This is a genomic window from Mycobacterium sp. E735, from assembly GCF_001666955.1.
In the GTDB taxonomy this organism is placed as follows: Bacteria; Actinomycetota; Actinomycetes; order Mycobacteriales; family Mycobacteriaceae; genus Mycobacterium.
The window spans coordinates 12582-29236 of sequence record NZ_LZIX01000077.1 but is presented as its reverse complement, the minus strand read 5'-3'; the positions used below and the strand labels follow the sequence as shown (position 1 = coordinate 29236).

At 67.9% G+C, this 16655-nt stretch carries 11 protein-coding genes; 5 read left to right on the top strand and 6 right to left on the bottom strand.

What is annotated here, in order from left to right:
• The first annotated feature begins 59 nt into the window (after nucleotides 1–59).
• The 3 genes from A5704_RS06150 (at nucleotide 60) to A5704_RS06140 (ending at nucleotide 3618) form a co-directional block, all read left to right on the top strand.
• Nucleotides 60–1820: an amidohydrolase family protein gene (locus A5704_RS06150; RefSeq protein ID WP_067753152.1), complete on the top strand. Its 1761-nt coding sequence runs from the start codon at nucleotides 60–62 to the stop codon at nucleotides 1818–1820.
• Between the two features lie 9 nt (nucleotides 1821–1829).
• Nucleotides 1830–3188, top strand: a complete 1359-nt coding sequence (locus A5704_RS06145) for an SRPBCC family protein (protein WP_067887919.1) — start codon at nucleotides 1830–1832, stop codon at nucleotides 3186–3188.
• A 148-nt stretch (nucleotides 3189–3336) separates the two neighbouring features.
• Entirely contained in the window at nucleotides 3337–3618 is a 282-nt protein-coding gene (locus tag A5704_RS06140) for a hypothetical protein (RefSeq protein WP_156670061.1), read from the top strand.
• A 3-nt stretch (nucleotides 3619–3621) separates the two neighbouring features.
• Here A5704_RS06140 and A5704_RS06135 read toward each other — a convergent pair whose 3' ends face one another.
• Nucleotides 3622–4311: a response regulator transcription factor gene (locus A5704_RS06135; protein WP_067753161.1), complete on the bottom strand. Its 690-nt coding sequence runs from the start codon at nucleotides 4309–4311 to the stop codon at nucleotides 3622–3624.
• Nucleotides 4284–5501, bottom strand: a complete 1218-nt coding sequence (locus A5704_RS06130; RefSeq protein ID WP_067887950.1) for a sensor histidine kinase — start codon at nucleotides 5499–5501, stop codon at nucleotides 4284–4286. Before A5704_RS06130 ends, A5704_RS06135 begins: the two co-directional genes overlap by 28 nt.
• A gap of 134 nt (nucleotides 5502–5635) precedes the next feature.
• Between A5704_RS06130 and A5704_RS06125 the strand changes: the two genes are divergently transcribed.
• A complete protein-coding gene (locus tag A5704_RS06125; RefSeq protein WP_067887916.1) occupies nucleotides 5636–6016 on the top strand; it encodes a hypothetical protein in 381 nt (126 codons plus the stop codon).
• Nucleotides 6009–8870: an RND family transporter gene (locus A5704_RS06120; RefSeq protein WP_067887913.1), complete on the top strand. Its 2862-nt coding sequence runs from the start codon at nucleotides 6009–6011 to the stop codon at nucleotides 8868–8870. The genes A5704_RS06125 and A5704_RS06120 overlap by 8 nt, the downstream gene beginning before the upstream one ends.
• Here the strand turns inward: A5704_RS06120 and eccCa are convergent.
• The 4 genes from eccCa to A5704_RS06100 all read right to left on the bottom strand — a co-directional run bounded on the left by eccCa (nucleotide 8851) and on the right by A5704_RS06100 (nucleotide 16573).
• A complete protein-coding gene (gene eccCa, locus A5704_RS06115) occupies nucleotides 8851–13056 on the bottom strand; it encodes a type VII secretion protein EccCa (protein WP_067887910.1) in 4206 nt (1401 codons plus the stop codon). The genes A5704_RS06120 and eccCa overlap by 20 nt on opposite strands.
• 3 nt (nucleotides 13057–13059) lie before the next feature.
• Nucleotides 13060–14547 (bottom strand): type VII secretion protein EccB, encoded by a 1488-nt coding sequence (gene eccB / locus A5704_RS06110; protein WP_067887907.1) that lies wholly within the window; start codon nucleotides 14545–14547, stop codon nucleotides 13060–13062.
• A gap of 2 nt (nucleotides 14548–14549) precedes the next feature.
• Nucleotides 14550–15380: a transglycosylase gene (locus A5704_RS06105; RefSeq protein ID WP_067887904.1), complete on the bottom strand. Its 831-nt coding sequence runs from the start codon at nucleotides 15378–15380 to the stop codon at nucleotides 14550–14552.
• Between the two features lie 245 nt (nucleotides 15381–15625).
• Nucleotides 15626–16573, bottom strand: coding sequence for a hypothetical protein (locus A5704_RS06100; RefSeq protein WP_369828429.1), 948 nt, complete (start codon nucleotides 16571–16573; stop codon nucleotides 15626–15628).
• Nucleotides 16574–16655 lie beyond the last annotated feature (82 nt).

Below are 16655 nucleotides of genomic sequence, written 5' to 3'. Positions count from 1 at the left end.
GTAGCGTAATGCTGCGAGTCTCGTTCGCGCCTGTTGCCCGTTCCGGCAAGGAGAGTCACATGTTCGACCTGAAGATCGTTGGTGGCACCGTCGTCGACGGCACCGGCGCGGAGCGCTATCACGCCGACATCGGCATCAAGGACGGCAAAATCGTCGACGTCGTCCGCCGCGGCGCCGACGACCCGGCGCTGGGCGGGGAAGCCGCCGAAACCATCGACGCCACGGGGCATGTGGTGGCCCCCGGCTTCGTCGACATCCACACCCACTACGACGGCCAGGTGAGCTGGGATGGCCTGCTCGAGCCGTCCAGCGGTCACGGCGTCACCACCATCGTGACCGGCAACTGCGGCGTGGGCTTCGCCCCGGTGCGGCCCGGCACCGAGCAGTGGCTGATCGAGTTGATGGAGGGCGTCGAGGACATCCCCGGCACCGCGCTGACCGAGGGCATCACCTGGGGCTGGGAGACCTATCCCGAATACCTCGACGCGATCGGCAAGCAGAAGTTCTCCATTGACGTGGGCAGCCAAGTCGCGCACGGCGCCATCCGCGCCTACGCGATGGGCGAGCGCGGGGCCCGCAACGAACCAGCGACGCCCGACGACATCGAGGCGATGGGCCGGCTGGTCCGGGAGGCGATCGAGGCCGGCGCTCTGGGGTTTTCGACGTCGCGCACGATGGGGCACCGCGCCATGGACGGTGAACCCGTGCCCGGCACGTTCGCCGCCGAGGATGAGCTGTTCGGGCTCGGGCGGGCCATGGCCGCCGGTGGTCAGGCCGTCTTCGAGCTGGCGCCGCAAGGCTCCGCGGGCGAGGACATCGTCGCGCCCAAGAAAGAACTGGACTGGATGCGCCGGTTGAGCGCTGAGATCGACAGGCCGGTGTCCTTCGCGCTGATCCAGGTCGACGCCGATCCCAACCTGTGGCGCGAGATGCTCGACCTGTCCGCCGACGCGCACGCCGAGGGCGCCCGCCTCTACCCGCAGGTCGCGGCCCGACCGTTCGGGATGATGATCGGGTTCCAGGGTCATCACGGCTTCAGCCACCGGCCCACCTACCGCCGGCTGGCGGCCGAATGCAGCCGCGAAGAACTCGCGCAGCGCCTGGCCGACCCGGCGGTGAAGGCCGCCATCCTGGCCGATGAGGACCTGCCCGCCGACCCGACGCTGTTGTTCGACGGGATGTTCGCCCTGGTGCAGCATTCGCTCAAGCGGCTGTACGCGCTGGGCGATCCGCCCGATTACGAGCCCACCCCCGAACGCACCGTCGCCGCCATCGCTGCGGCCCGCGGCGAGGACCCGTTGTCCACGCTCTACGACCTCATGCTCGAGCGGAACGCGACCGCCATGCTGATGCTGCCACTGTTCAACTACGCCGACGGCAATTGCGACGCGATCCGGGAAATGCTGCTGCACCCGGCCGGTGTGCTCGGGCTTTCCGATGGCGGCGCCCACTGCGGGATGATCTGCGACGCTTCGTATCCCACGTTCCTGCTGACCCATTGGGCCCGCGACCGGCGCCGGGGCGACAAGCTGTCGCTGGAGTACGTGATCCGTAAGCAATCGCGCGACACGGCCCACCTGTTCGGCCTCACCGACCGCGGCACCATCGAGAAGGGCAAGAAGGCCGACATCAACGTCATCGACATGGACGCCCTGACGCTGCACCCCGCGGCGATGGCCTTCGACCTGCCGGCCGGCGGCAACCGGATCCTGCAGGGAGCCAGCGGTTACGCCGCCACGATCGTCAGCGGGACCGTGACGCGGCGCCACGACGTCGACACCGGGGCGCGCCCCGGCCGTTTGGTGCGGGGAGCGCGTTAGGGCCCGCGCATGAACGCGCCCGCCGGCAACCAGACCCGCACCTGCCCCCCTTCTGGAGAGGACGCGATCGGCACCCCGCCGGAGAGCCCCACCCTGGTGCCGGCGCAGCGGTACTACTCGCCGGAGTTCGCCGCGCTCGAGGTCGCGCGAATGTGGCCGAAGGTCTGGCAGCTCGCGTGCATGGTGGACCACGTCGCCGAGCCCGGCGACTACTTCGAGTACCGGTGCGGACCGTACGGGGTGCTGATCGTTCGCGACGGCGACGGCGTGCTGCGCGCCTTTCAGAACGCGTGCCGCCACCGCGGCAACTCGGTGTGTGTGGGCTCGGGCTCCGGGCTGCGGGAGCTCAAGTGCGGCTATCACGGGTGGACCTGGGACCTGGCCGGCACGCTCAAGCGGGTGCCCAACCGCAAGGGCTTCGGGTCACTCAAGATGTCGGACTTCCCTCTGGTGCCGGTCCGGGTGGACAGCTGGGCCGGACTGGTCTTCGTCAACCTCGACCTCGGTGCGATGCCGCTCCTCGAGTATCTGGAGGCGGTGCCCGACGACATCGCCTGGTGCCGGCTGAGCGACTTCCGTTGCTACGCGACACTGACCGTCGAGGTCGACGCCAACTGGAAGACGATCGCCGACGGCTACAGCGAGACCTACCACATTCAGACGCTGCACCCCGAGTTGCTGCGCTGCGTCGACGACATTCATGCGCCCCAACAGATCTGGGGTCACACCGGCAAATCCGACCAACCCTACGGCGTGCAGAGCCCCCGCTTCGAGGGCCGGCTCAGCGACGAAGAGGTCTGGGACGCTTATGTGTACACGCAGGGCGCGCTGATGGGCGCCGCCGAGCTCACGCCCTTTCCCGCCGGCGAACGCCGGCCCGGGCAGACGGTCCAGGACCTAATCGCCGAGCACACCCGGGCGTTTGCCGCCAGCCGCGGGGTAGACCTCGATTGGGCCGACACGGACCGGATCACCCGGCTGCACCAGTACAACGTCTTCCCCAACATGACGCTGCTGACCAACGCAGACCACCTCACCGTAATGTGCTCGCGGCCCGGCCCCGATCCGGATCATGGTGAGCTGGTGATGTTCTTGATGACCCGAATGCCGCCCGGCTCACCGCGCGCCAAGCCGACCGACGTCCGGGTGACCGCCGGCGAGGCCGAGCCCGGCGTGGTGCTGACGCAGGACATCCAGGTGCTCGCGGGCCTCCAGCGCGGCCTGCACCAACCGGGCTTCACTCACTTGGTGCTGTCCAGCGAGGAGCGGCGGGTCATCAATATGCATCGCAACCTGGAGCGCTATCTGGACCTATCCCAATCCGAGCGGATGAGTGGCGGCACGGCGAATCAATCGCCCACAACATAATCCGTGTAGACACGCCGTAATCGGTCCGATGCGATTTAGAATCCATCTCGTGATGACCCCGTCAAACCCGTGGGGGGACGACAGAGGGCAACTCGCGCATCAGCTGCAGATGCGATATGAACCACTCGCGCGAAGACGCGCGCGCCGAATGTGTCAGAACTTCGAACGCGTCGGTGTCCGAACGGCACCCGACCGTGTCCGGGAAATGCTGGCGGGGGCGCCCCTGGCGGCCCATGAAGTGATGGACGTCAATTTCGCGCTCATCGCTCTGCAGCTCGACCGTGAAACACGGGCCGCGCGGTACAAGCGGCTGAAGCGCCAAGGTGCCCGCTCACTGATTTTCGCCGGGCTGGTCCTGGTGGTGCTGAACCTTCTCATGTGCATGGCGTACGCCATGCTGAACCTGGCGGAGCAGGGCGCGCCTCTGTAGCGCTCAGCGCGGAACGACGATGCCGTTGTCGTAGGCGTACACGATCGCCGCCGCCCGATCCCGCAGATCGAGTTTTCCGAAAATTCGGCCGATATGGCTCTTGACCGTGACGCCGGAAATGCAGAGCTCGTCGGCGATCTCGCCGTTGGACAGACCCTTGCCCATCAACGTGAGCACGTCGAGCTCGCGAGTCGTCAATCCGCCGATCGCCGTGCCGCGCGGACCGGGAGCGGCTTTGCGGTACGTGGTGAGCACGCGCGCGGTGACCGCGGGATCCAGGTAGCTGTCGCCTCTGGCAACCGCGCGCACGGCGCGAATCAGTTCCTCGGCGGACGAGTCCTTGAGCACGAACCCGGCCGCCCCGGCGCGCAACGCCTCGGACAGCAACTCGTCCTCGTTGAAGGTGGTCAGGGCCAGGACCGGCGGCGTCCCCCCGAGCCGGCGCGTCGCCTCGATGCCGTCGACCCGGCGCATGCGCAGATCCATCACGATCACATCGGGTCGATGTGCTTCAACCGCGGCCGGCACCTCGTCACCGTCGGCGCATTCCGCGACGATGACGAAGCCGTCCTTGCGGCGCAAGATCCGGCGCAACCCCGACCGCACCAGGTCCTGGTCGTCGACGAGAAGGACGCTGATTTCGGGGATTTCCGCGATGTTCGGGATCACGCCTTGCACCACCACGGGCGCCATCCGGTGTCACCCTCGTGCAGCGGGATGTCGGCGCGCACCGACCATCCATCCTCGGTCGGCCCGGCGTCGATCGCCCCGCCCAGCAGCTCGACGCGCTGGCGCATGCCACGCAGGCCGCGGCCCTCGGCGGATTGCGGGGCCGCGATCGCCACCGGTAACCGGTTGTCGACTGTGATCCTCGCCGACGCGGACGAGACCGCCAGCGTCACCGCCGATTTCGAGTCGGGCGCGTGTTTGGCGATGTTCGCCAGCGATTCTTGCGCGATGCGGTACAGCGCCAGACCGACCGCCGCCGAGACGCGTTCGGTGGCTCCGTCGATGCTCAGCGTCACGTTTAGGCCGGCCCGCTGGAAGTCCGCGACCAGGACCCCCACATCGTCCATCCCGGGTTCGGGCGTCGTTTGGGCCGCCTTGGTCGGCGAGTTGTCCAGCAGTCCGACGGTGCGGCGGATGTCGGCCATCGCCTGCCGGCCCAGGCGCTCGGCCTGTTCGAGCGCCTCGACCGCGTCGTCGACGTCGCGGTCTTGCTGCAGTCCTCGGCGCGCACCGGTCACGTGCAGCAGGGTGATGCTCAGCGAGTGGGCGATCACGTCGTGCACCTCGCGGGCGATGCGACGCCGCTCATCGGCGGCGGCGTGCTCGGCCAACAGCTTCTGCGCCTCGATCTGTTCGGCCAGCAGCAGCCGTTGAGTCCGCATGATGTAGCCGAGCAGCCACCCCGCACCGACGAAACCCAGGTACAGCACCACCGCGTCCAAGCGGTGCAGCGCGGACGCGGCGAGCAGCATGGCCGCCGCCGAGGCGGCGGCCAACAGGCCACCCATGACGGAGGTCAGCGTCGTCACCGACAGCACCATCATCACCAGCAGCGCCGGAGCGAAATCGGCGTGGATGGGCGTCGAGGTTCCGAACAGAAGCATGGCCGTGGCCGTCGACCAGGTCGCCCACATCAGCAGCGGACTCAGCTTCATGTTGCGGAAGAAGAACAACAACGTGGGTGAGATCGACAACGCGAACGCGGCCACCGCGACGGGGAGGTCAGCGGTGGGCCGCTGCAGAATCGCGATCACCCCGCCCGCCACCTCGTTGGCGTCGACGGCTACGAACGACGCCCAGGTGATGCCGACCGGAATCAGCTCACTTCGTCGGCGAAACTGTTCGCGCAGGTATCCCGTTGCAGCACGCAACATCGTCCAATCGTAAAAGAGTACGCCACCTGCGGACATCATGCCGTGGTCGGCAATCGCCTCCGCCCGTGGTAGGAGGCAAAGACTGCACTTCGGCACGACGCGCAAGGGGTCACCGTTTTCCTAGCGTTTCAGTCATGACATGGACACTGCTGCACGACCGAATGGCCTTCATGGCCGAAGTGATCAAAGCCGCCGAGGCCGACGCCGAGCGGGCGCTCGCGGTGGTCGCCGACTCACCCGAGATATCCCGGTTGTTCGGTGGCGAGGAGGGCCTGCTGCTTTCGCTGGGACAGCGCTGGATGACCATGCTGGTGGCCAAGCTGGACCAGGCCGCGCACGAGGGCGTGGCTGCCGAACAGGTGCGGGCCGATCTCGAAACCGCCGAACCCGGGCTGCACGCACTGGTGCGGATCGGCTCCCGGCGGTCGCTGCGAGTGCGCTCGCTGACGCGCGGCGAGCATGTGGCGGTGGGTCTCTTCGGCGGACCGAGCGGCGATCGGCAGACCGTTGCATGACATTCCGGGACTGATCTCGCGATTCACCGCTCGGTACGCGGTCCTGATCGTCGGGCTGTGGGTCCTGGCGGCCGGTGCCGCCAACCTGGCCGTTCCCCAACTCGAGCGGGTGGTCGACTCACATGCCCGATCCTTCATGCCCACCAACGCGCTGAGTGCCGTCGCGGCCTCGCGTGCCGCTCAGCTGTTCGACCAGACGCCGAGCAACAACTTCGTTTATGTTGTGCTGGAACGCAATCAACGGCTGACCCCACGCGACCGGCAGTTCTATGAGGCGCTGGCCGCGGCGCTGGGCTCCGACCGGCGGCACGTCTATGCGGTGACGGACCTGTGGTCACAGCCCGCGACGGCCGCCGGTGCGCAGAGCTCCGACGGGCGAGCGGTCAGCGTCATGGTCCGGCTGGCCGGAATGCTGGGCACGGCGCAGGCGCGCGATTCGGTGAACGCTGTCCGCGCCACCATCCAGAAGCTCGCGCCGCCGGCCGGCCTCGAAGCCCATGTCACCGGACCAGGCGCCACCATCGTCGACGAATTCTCCGCGATCGATCGACAGATGCTCGGAATCACCGCCGCCACCATCGGTCTCATCCTGCTCTTGCTGTTGATGGTGTATCGATCCCCGATCGCGGCCGGAATTCCGCTGATCTCCGTCGGGCTCGCCCTGGCCTTGGCCCGCGCCGTCGTCGCCGCCCTGGGCCAGTCCAATGTGGTTGAAGTATCGTTGTTTTCGGTTGCGCTCATGGCGGCCATGACGCTGGGTGCGGGCACCGACTACGCCATCTTTCTGGTTGGCCGCTACCACGAGGCGCGCCGCGGCGGCGTCGCACCGACCGAGGCGTTGACGCAGGCCTACCGTTCCATCGCCCCCGTCGTGATCGGGTCGGCGCTGACCGTGTCGGTGGCGCTGGCGTGCCTGGTGTTCGCCAATGTCGGGTCGTTCCGGAGCGCCGGATTGCCCTGCGCCATCGGCATTGTGGTGACTATGGTCGCGGCGCTGACGCTGACGCCCGCACTCATGAGCCTCGCCATCCGGCGGGGCTACCTCGAACCACGCCCGTCAAGGACGGCGCGACGCTGGCGGCGCGTCGGCACGGCGGTCGCGCGCTGGCCGGGGCCGATCCTGGCCACCGCGGGCGGGTTAACCCTCTTGATTGCCCTACCGCTGGGCGGATTCCGGGTCGGCTTCAACGAACCCGCCGCCACGCCGTCGTCGACCGACTCCAACCGCGGCTACGTCAGTGCCGACCGGCATTTCGCCGCCAATGCGCTGTTGCCCGATGTCATCGCGATCCAGGCCGACCATGACCTGCGCAACCCGGCCGGCCTGATAGCCATCGAGCGAATCACGCGCCACATCATGGCCGTACCGGGCGTGCGCGCGGTGCAATCCGCCAGCCGGCCCGACGGCAAGGTTCCCGAACAGGCAACGTTGACCTATCAGGCGGGCGTGCTCGGGCGTCAGTTCGGGGACACCGTCGACTCGCTGGCCCAACGCCTGAAGCGGGTCTCCGAACTGGACGGCGCGCTGGCGCGGACGGAGCTTGCCATCGACGGCCTCGGAAATGGACTACGCGGTGGCAGTGCGGGATTGGCCGACATGTCCGGTGCCGCCGAAGACATGCGCGCCGGTATGGACGGGCTGCAGCGCAACGTCACGACCGTGTCCGGCTATCTCGACCCGTTGCGGGACTTCGTCGGGCGGACCCCAGACTGTGCGGGCAATCCCATCTGCTCGACGGTCGATCGAGTGCTTCAGCCGGTCGACAGCCTGGTGCGGACCTCGGCACGCCTGGACGCGGGCACCGCGAAGTTGACCAGCGGCTCCAACACGGCCGCCGCTGCGATGGCCAGCCTGCCCCAGAGCGTCGCGTCGATGAAAGCCGCTTTGGCGCAGGCACGTTCGGCTACCCATGACCTGCTGAGCCTGTCGGACACCCTCGGACCGCAAATGCGACAGTTGACCGACTACCTGGACGAGATCGCGACGCAGTTTCAGGGCAGTGCGGCGGCGGACTTCTACCTGCCGCAACGGGCGTTGACGGATCCGCGCTACACCGCCGCGTTGGGCCACCTGCTCTCCGAAAACGGCCGCGCGGCTTACCTACTCGTCTATGGCGAAGGCTCGGAGTGGGGCGGTGACGGCGCCAAGCGGGCGGACCTGGTCCGCGCCGCCATCAAAGAGGCCACCAAGGAAGGCACCCTGACGCCGGTGGAGGTCGACCTTGCCGGCGTCGGCCCGGTGACTGCCGACCTGCAGCGCTTCGTCGCAGCCGACACCAAGCTGCTCGTCGGCGCCGCGCTGGTCCTCATCTTCTTGATCGTCACGGCGATGCTGCGCAGCCCAGTCGCGGGATTGGTCGTCGTCGGGACGGTCGTCACCTCGTACGCGTCGGCGGTCGGGGCCAGCGTGCTGATCTGGCAACACCTGCTCCACCACGATCTGCACTGGGCCGTCGCCCCGATCGCGTTCATCGCGCTGATCGCCGTCGGCGCGGACTACAACCTCCTCCTGGCGCTGCGCATCAAACACGAAGCGTCTGCGGGCCTCAAGACCGGCATCATCCGCGCATTCGGTGGCACGGGCGGGGTGGTCACCGTGGCCGGCATCGTCTTCGGGCTGACGATGCTGGCATTGCTCAGCAGCAGCGTGCTCAGCATCGCTCAAATCGGCAGCACCATCGCGGTCGGGCTGTTGCTGGACACCCTGGTCGTGCGCGCGTTCGTCGTGCCGGCCATCGTTGCGCTGCTGGGCCGTTGGTTCTGGTGGCCGCGCGGGCTACCTCGCCGGGTCGGCGTTGGGGTGAAAACGCCGTTGCGGCGGCCGGTTACGGCCGCTACTGCTGCAGCGCGGTAGCCGGCATCCCGACCAGCACACCTTCGACGTCGCCGTCGGCGCCCACCATCAGACCGCGCCCCGGCGGCAGCGCTTGGGCCCGGACCATCCGGTTGATCCGGTTCTGCGGGTCGTTGTCCATGTAGAGCTGCGCGACCTTTGCCGAGTTCTGGAACCTCATCCACGGATCCATCTGCAGCGTCGCCCAGTTCGCGCTGTTGCGGGTGGTGAACACGTGCAGCCCGATCTGCCGGGCACGTTCCATCAGCTTCCACAGCGCCGCCCCCACCGGCGGTTTGGGCGGGTAACTCTGATCGGGACGCAGGTCTTGGACATCGTCGATCAGCACGAAATGCCGTGGCCCCTCCCAGGGCTTGAGCGCACGCAGCTCTTCCTGGCTCAGTCCCTTGGGGGGCAGCCGGGGCAGCAGGATCTGTTGTGCGAGCGCCGTGATCACCTCATCGATCTCGTCTTGGTCATAGGCATACGCCCGCACATACCCCGGTCCGCTCAAATCCCGCAGACCGTGCGGTGCCGTCTTCGGATCGATCAGCGTCAGCTGCGCCTCCTCCGGGCTGAACCGGCTCATGACCGCCTCGCCGATGGAAACCAGCGACAGCGTCTTCCCGCAGCCCTGCCGGCCCAGGATCATCAGCCCTGGGCTCTCCCGCAGCTTGAGCGGAACTGGGCCCAGTTCATGGCGCTCCCCGATCGCGAAAGCGATGGACAGGTCGTCACCGCTCGGATGTGCGGCGGCGTACTCGAGAATCGCCCGCAACTCCACCCGCTGCGGAAGCCGCTGCAGCGTCGCGTGTTTCGTCACGCCCGCCACATCGGCGATCCGCGCGCCGACGTCGACGATGCTCACCAGCGCGCCGGTCGCGGGGTCGGAGAGGGCCGGTACCCCGATGCGCAACTCGTGCAGGCTGTCGGTCAGTCCGAAGCCCGGACGATTCAGCGTCCGCCGCGCGGCGTCCCGCGACTCGAGGGACGAATGCCCCATCTGGCTCTCGCTCGGGTCGGCCAGCCGCAATTGGATTCGCGCCGTGGCGTTTTGCAACAGGCTCTGCCGCTGGCCGTGGATCCAGCCGCCGGCGCTGCACATCACGTGCACGCCGTACTCGGGACCGCGGCTGCTCAGCGAGATGATCCGATCGCCCAGGATGGTGTCTTTCGAGTAGACGTCGTCATAGTCATCGACCACCACGAAGACGTCGCCGAACGGGTCGTTGGGGTCGGTGCCGCCCAGGCCGTCGCTCCCCGGACCGAACCGGCGCTCCCTGAAGCCGTCGAGGTCGATCCTCAGCCGCCGGAACGAGTCCTCGCGCGCGTCGATCAGGGCGTCCATGCTGCTCAAGATCCGCTCGATGCCCTCGGCGTCCTTCGGTGACACGATGTCGGTGACGTGCGGGAGCGAGGCCACCTGCGCCAGGGTCGCACCGCCGATGCAGAAGAACGTGACGCGCGCCGGGGTGTACATCGTTGCCGCCGAGGACATCAGCGTCATCAGGGTGGTCGTCTTACCGCGCTGCTTGGCCCCCACCACGATGACGTTGCTGCGCAGCGCATCGACGGCGTGGACCACCTGCTTGGACTCTTCTGGGATGTCCATCACGCCCACCGGGAACATCAGCCCCGGGTTCTCGCCGTAGTCGACATGCCACGGCTTGCCCCGGTAGGCGGCCACCAGGGTATCGATGGGCTCGGGGTCCTCCAGCGGCTCCAGCCACGGCCGCCGCGGTGACCGGTGTGGGACCTGATGCAGCGACTCCCGCAGCACGTCGACGATCTTCTTTCTCTTGAAACCGTCGTCGTGGTAGAGGAATTCGTCGGGTTCGGCGTCGACGGCGGCGGCCGCTTGGAGCGCCGCTGCGTCCGATTCCTCGAGCGGCTGATACAGCCAGTTGTAGAGCCGGGGCTTGGTCAACGTCATGTCGACCGTGGTCGACACCTCCTTGGCCTTCGGCACCACGAAGGGCGCCGAGAGGTAGAAGCACCGGAACGGTTCCAGGTCTCGCGGCCCCACCTTCAGTAGCGCGAAGCCGTTTTCCTTCGACGGCAGGTGGTAGGCGGCGTCCGACCCGATCACCTCGCGGCTGTCGTCGCCGGACTCCGCGCGCAGCGCGATACGGAACGCGATGTTGGACTTGACTTTCTGCAGCGACGACAGGTCCAGGCGCTGCCCGCCCAACATGAAGAACACGTTGGCGCCGCGGCCCTCCTGCCCGATGTGGATGATCAGGTTGATCCACTTCTCGTGGTTGGCGAAGAGTTCCAGGTATTCGTCGACGATGACGAGCAGGACGGGCACCGGGGGGAGATCGCGACCGGCGAGCCGGATCTCCTCGTAGTCGTTGGCGTCGCGGGCACCCACCGAGGTGAACAACTCATAGCGCTGCTTGATCTCGCCGTCGATGACGCGGCGCATCCGCTCGGCCAGATGCCGCTCGTCCTTGCCGAGATTCGACAGGGCGGCGACCACATGCGGGATGCCCAGGATGTCCTGGGCCGCCGATTCGAACTTCATGTCGACGAAGATGACGTTGAACGTCTCCGGGGAGTGCGTCAGCGCAATGCCGTACACCAGCGAGAGGAAGAACTCCGACTTGCCCGAGCCACTGGTGCCGATGACCACGGAGTGAAAACCGAAGCCGCCGAAGTCCTTCGCGCGAATGATGATGTTCTGCAGCTCGCCGGTGGGCTTGGCGCCGACCGGGATTTCGCACCACCGCTCGTCGCCGCGGCCGCGCCGCTCGGCCCACAGCCGGTCGACGTCCAGCTCGCGGGGGTCGATGATGCCCAGCCCGCGCAGCAACTCCGCGGCGCCGCCGGCCGAATCGGCGATCTCGCTACGGCTCGTCGGTGACCACCGCGCCATCGCCCGCGCATACCGGTAGGCGCGGTGAATCGACAGCTGGTCGGCGTGGGCGAAGAATTTGTCGCGCACCCGCAGCAGGGGCGCCGGGCGTCCGTCTTCGCCGTCGGCGTCGAATCCGTTGCGGCCGAAGCCGAATCTGACTTCGCCGTTGGCGGTTGGGCCGTGCCGCTCGGTCATCTCGAAGACCTGGTCCTGGGCGAACCCCACCCCGGTGCCCACCCGTGATGCGATGCGCAGCAGGGTGATGCCCGCCTTGCCGACCTGACCGACCACGCTCTCCCACGCGTCGGGGCTGCCGGTGTTGTCGTCGACGATCACCAGGTGCGGACCCAGATCAACTGTGGTGGAGCCGGTTTCGAGGGCCGATCCCATCGCGGTCGGACTGGCCGCCGCCATCGGCGTCCACGCGCCGCGCTTACCTTTCATGTGCAGCTCTGCGCCGAGGGTTTCCTCCAGCTCTTCAGGGGTGGCGAACACCAGCCGCCGAAAGCCGCATGCGTCGAACAGCTCGTCGTGCAGGTTGTGCGGCAGCCACACCATCCACGACCACACTTCCGGATTGCGGGTGACGACCATCAATTTCAGGTCGCGCGGGTTGTGGAACACGGCCAGCGAGCACAGCACGGACCGCAGCAGCGAGCGCATTCGGTCGAGGTCTTCGCCGACGAAGCTGAAGCCCGGCGCCGACCGCAGGTTGACCACCTTGGCGATGTCGCGAATCTTGCGCTGTTCCAGGATGAAATCGCGCAGCGCCTGTCCGGTGACGGGTTCGAGTTCCTCATCGGAGGCGATGTCGGGCCAGGTGACCGACAGCACCGAGTCGGGTGCGTGCTGCACACCGGTGCCGAGCCGCACCTCCAGGAAGTCCGTGTCACCACGACCGCGTTCCCACATCCGCGGGCCGCCAATGATCGCTCCGAGCCCGCGAGGATCCGAGTGCACCGCGTTCTGCCATTCGCGCTGCGCGCAGACCGCGCTTTGGATCTCGTCGCGGTTGCTGTCGAGGTCGCGCAGGTAGCGGCGGCGGCCCTTTTCCATTTCGCCCCAAGTGATCTTGCGCGCGCGCCCGAACCGCCCGGAGAACGCCAGCATGCTGAACGCGCCGATGCCCATCAACGGGAAGAACCCGGTGGACAGGCTTCGCACCCCGGAGACGTAGAGCATGACGATGGTGCCGATGAGCGCGACGATCAGGGCCGGCACCCCGATCATCACCCAGATGTTGCGCGGCTCGCGCTCCGGCAGGGCGATCGGCGCATTCGGTGCTACCCGAACGGGTTTGGGCGGTTCGATCTTGACCCGGTTGATGGGAAACGCTTTCTTGGACATCCCCTAACCTCCCACCTTCGCCGACGTCGTCACGACAGCGGCCTTGCCGAGCGCCGGCACGGTGTCGCGCGCCACGAGCGCGGCCTCCCGCGACAATTCCGGGCCCGCAGCAAAAGTGCGCAGCAACGGCCACGGCGCCTGCACCGCCGAGGCCGGATCGAGCCCGAGCGCACGCATCGTGTCGTCGTTGGCGGCGATGCCGAACCGCACGCCGTTGTCGGACACCCAGAACATCGATTCCCGGGAATCCGACGTGATCACCCCGCCCGTCGAGGTGACGAAGTTCGCCGCTCCCGGCAGCACCAGGACCTGGTTGGCGACCACGGATGCCGGGTCGCGGTCGTCGCGCACCAGGTGCACGATCCTGTCGTCCAGGTAGGAGTACACCGGAAGCCCCCGCCCGTTGTAGATCACGACGCGGGCCTGCGGATCCGTCGAGCCCTTCTCCCAACCGACGCACGTGGTCGGATTAGCCTCAGTGTCAACGAAATTCAGGCGCTTGGTCGGGTAGTAGTCGACGGGCAGGGAATTCACCTGCGGGATGTTGACCAGCACGTCGGGGGTCACCACCCGGGGTGCCGTGGCCCCGTAGGAGTTGGCGCTGCGGAGCAGATCGGCGACGAAGCTCGTGATCTTCTGCACCCCGTCGGGCAACAGCACATAGAACTGCTTGCCGCCGCCGGCGGTTTGGGCCTGCAACACCGCGCCCACCTGTGATCCCGAAACCCAGGTCGACGGCGTGCCCCCCTGGGGGACGTCGGGGACCCGCAGTGGCTCGGTCGCCGGCAGCCCGTCGTACAGGGCGCGCGAAATCTCCACCGGTGACGTCACTCCAGGGTCCAGCCCCAAGCTTAGGGTGATCGCCCTGCTGGCCGGATCGACCTGTGAGCGTTTTCCGCCCCAGATCACGTACGTATTGCCCTCGAACGTCGCGAGCACACCGGCATCCTCGGCCATCGGTGCCGCGCGGTCGCCCCCGTTGAGCGGGCCCGCGATGGACGTGACGACCGGCTTCTCCCCGCTGCGCGGGCGGCCGGCCGTGTCGCACACGGCCCACGCCGAAATCGCCCCGCGGTTCACCGGCATCGCCGCCGGGGCGCCGGGGATACCGATCAGCGGGCCCGTCGGATACTTCGCGATCTCGCTGCGCTTGACCCACGTCGGTGGGTTCGCCGTGCCGGTGGCCAGCCGTGCGGATGTCAGGTTCAGGGCCGGGTAGAGCCGGCCGTCGATGCGGGCGTAGACGGCGCCGGAGTCGCGGTCGCCGATGATCGCCGATTGACCCACGGCGCCAGTAGGTTTCAGGACGTTCAGGAGGAGCATCCACCCGGAGGCGATGGCCACCAACAGGATCGACAACATCAACGCGGCGGTCTGCTTCCGGTCGTCGTGCTTCATGCGCACCGAGAACCGGGTGGTCGCCGCCCGCAATCGTCGGTTGTAGAACAGATGACCGGAATTCTGGTCGCGGTTCGACAAGCTCAGCGGCATGCTCAGTACCCCTTGGGTGCTCGGCGAGGATCGGCCTGCTGAATCCGATCGGCCAGGTTCGACGCGTCGGCGGAGACGCCGTAGCGGCCCATCGCATAGTTGATGAACGCGCACGCCTGCGCCACGAGATTGTGGATGTCGCGGGACGTTCCCGGCTCGTGATAGGCCGCGAAGGTTGGCCCGATGAACTGCCAGGCGCCCTTGCTCGGCGTGCCCCGCGCGGCGTTGGAGTCCCAGTCGTTGACCGCGCCGGCGTTGTAGTTGGACTCGCGGCGTGCCACCAGATCCATGCCGCGCTCCCAGCGGGCGCGCGCCGCAGGGTCGTGGATGCCCTTGATATCCAAGGCTTTGCGGATCGCCGCGACCACCGCCGGTCGTCCGCCGCCCTGCTCGCCTCGCATTGTTGTCCGCCTTTGTCGGTAGCGCAGCCGCCTTATTCGAAGGGCCAGCAGCCGAGCCCGTCGGCGGGTGTTCAGGATGTGCCGGTGCTGGGTGCGCAGCCTGGCCGCCATGCGGGCCATCGCCTCGCGGCGGGCCAGCGGGGTATCTGCGGGTGACGTCGTGTCGGCCATCGCGTCGTCCAGGACTCGCCGCGTCGCCGTTCGTGAGTCACCGTGGCCGGCACGCGCCGTCGCGAGGATTCGCGCGAGCATGCGGTCGGTGCCGGCGGATCGGCGCAATTCATCCATTGCGCTTGCCGACCGTTTCGCCGCGGCGGTGGGAAGACCGTCGGTCCTGAATTCGACTTGTTCGTGTGCGCCGGCGACCGGAGCGGCGACGAGTTCGCGCGCGAACAAGCCGTGGCCACGAGCCAACGCCGTCACCGCCTGCATCGTCAGCGGATCAGTCAACGACTGCCCCACCCTGGTCCCCTTTGCGTCCATCCGTCCTGGACACCCGAGCTACTCCCACACCCTCTGGCCGCGGAAAACCCGTGTCAATAGCATGCACGAATCCGCGGTTCCGCTGTCAATAACGAGTGACCCGAACTCGCTTGATTACGTAGCGACACTACTGGCGGACGCATGCCCCAACCACTCACCTCCGGGCGGAGTGGGAATGGCGCTGCAGCCGCGGGCTATTCCTTCGGCTCGTCCTCGGCGGGCATGATCACGATTCGCCGATTGGGCCGGTTGGTGACGACGGTGGGTTTTTCCTCGCCCGGCTTGGGACCGGGAGCGCTGGGTGGCATCGTCAGGCGACCCTTGACCGGCTGGCCGTTAGGGACGCCCGGGGCCGAGATGCGCTTCTCGGGCGGCTTGTCTTTGTTGCCGCCTTCGCCGTGCCCGCCCATCGCGCCGGGGGGCATCATCCCCATGCCACCCATGCCGGTCTGCCCGGACATCGTCGGCGCGCCACTGACCGGTGGCGTGGGGACGGCCTTCGCGGCCCCGGCCGGAGTCGTCGGCGGGGAGGAACTCGGCACGGGAGGCGGACCCAGCGAGCTGGCCGGGGTTGTGCCCCCACCGCCACCGAGACCCGCGCCCCCACCGCCCAACCCCGCGCCGCCGCCGGCTCCGGCGCCTGGGCCGACGCTGTCAACCAGATGTGACTCGTCGGCGAGGCCGGCACCGTGAGCGCCGCCCTGAACCGCGCTCATCAGCGGCTGGAGCGCACTCTGGCCGGCCTGCATCGCCTGTTGCGGCAGCTGCGTCAACGGGCCCATGATGCCGCCGACCGCGCCACCGAGTGCTCCCGTGATGCTTTGCAGCATCTGTTGCATCATCTGTGGCGCTTGCTGGCCCACGTTCTGCATCTGCTGCTGGGATTCAGCTTCGTTGGCGGGGAATTTCGCGGCGGCATCGGCGGCGCGTGCACGGCGGTCCGCGTCCGCGGCTGCCGCGTCGGCGGCGTCTTTTGGTACGCCGCCGTTGGCGGCGGTTTCGAGAACTCCTCGCCACCCGTCGGTCGGGCTGGTTCCACCTGCGGACACCGGGAAGGGCATTGGCGTCGGCGCTTCGGGCGCACCGGACAACCCGCCCAGGATCCACGGGGAGCTCTTGACGGTGCCATCGCCTCCGGTCATGCCTACACCTCCCCAGAACCCACGACCGCTTTGTGTGCGCTCACACACTCGCGATCGGCTACCTAATCAGTTTGGCATAGCT